The sequence below is a fragment of the Bartonella sp. MU37NMGALS genome, from assembly GCF_042194015.1.
Classification (GTDB): Bacteria; Pseudomonadota; Alphaproteobacteria; order Rhizobiales; family Rhizobiaceae; genus Bartonella; species Bartonella grahamii.
This window is the reverse complement of sequence record NZ_JBHIML010000169.1, coordinates 1-527: the sequence shown is the minus strand read 5'-3', so window position 1 is coordinate 527 and position 527 is coordinate 1. Positions and strand designations below refer to the sequence as shown.

Annotated in this window: 1 pseudogene; it reads right to left on the bottom strand. The window is 42.1% G+C overall.

Annotation, left to right across the window (positions count from 1 at the left end):
- Positions 1-18: 18 nt before the first annotated feature.
- Positions 19-527 (bottom strand): annotated as a pseudogene (locus ACFIJP_RS09755) (phage tail protein); the annotation flags it as partial.

Genomic DNA, 527 nt, shown 5'->3' with positions numbered 1-527 from the left:
TAATGACATTTCAACTCCTCATGTCTTGATCCCATAAATTACACTCACATTAACGGGGCGCGTTTCAACACCACCAACCCTCTCTGCCATAAGGTGATGTTCATGATGCTCTCTGTCATTTAGACCTTCTGTTATAGGCGTGGAATAATATAAAAAATTAGCAAACGGGCTCCTGATAAACCAAGGTAAACGCGGCGGCTTATCTTTTTCTGTAAACCAAAATGGAACCTCTGAAATGCCCACTATTCGGTCAAATTCTTCATGACATTTCTTTAAGCTATCCCCACTCAAACCTACACACTCTTCGTCTATAGCTCTCTTGCGCCTTTGCAAGTGAGCTTCAGAAGAAGAAACATCTCGTTTTTTTCGAGAAGAAAGACCTTCTGATGACGCTGGACCTATAAAATGTTCATGCGCTTTTAAAGAACAGCCTTGCTGACTTGCAAAAGAACGCCAAGGGTCTAGATTGCGTTCATTATCAAGTCCCCGTAAAAACATCCCCCGAAAATCGGGAACATTAAACGTCG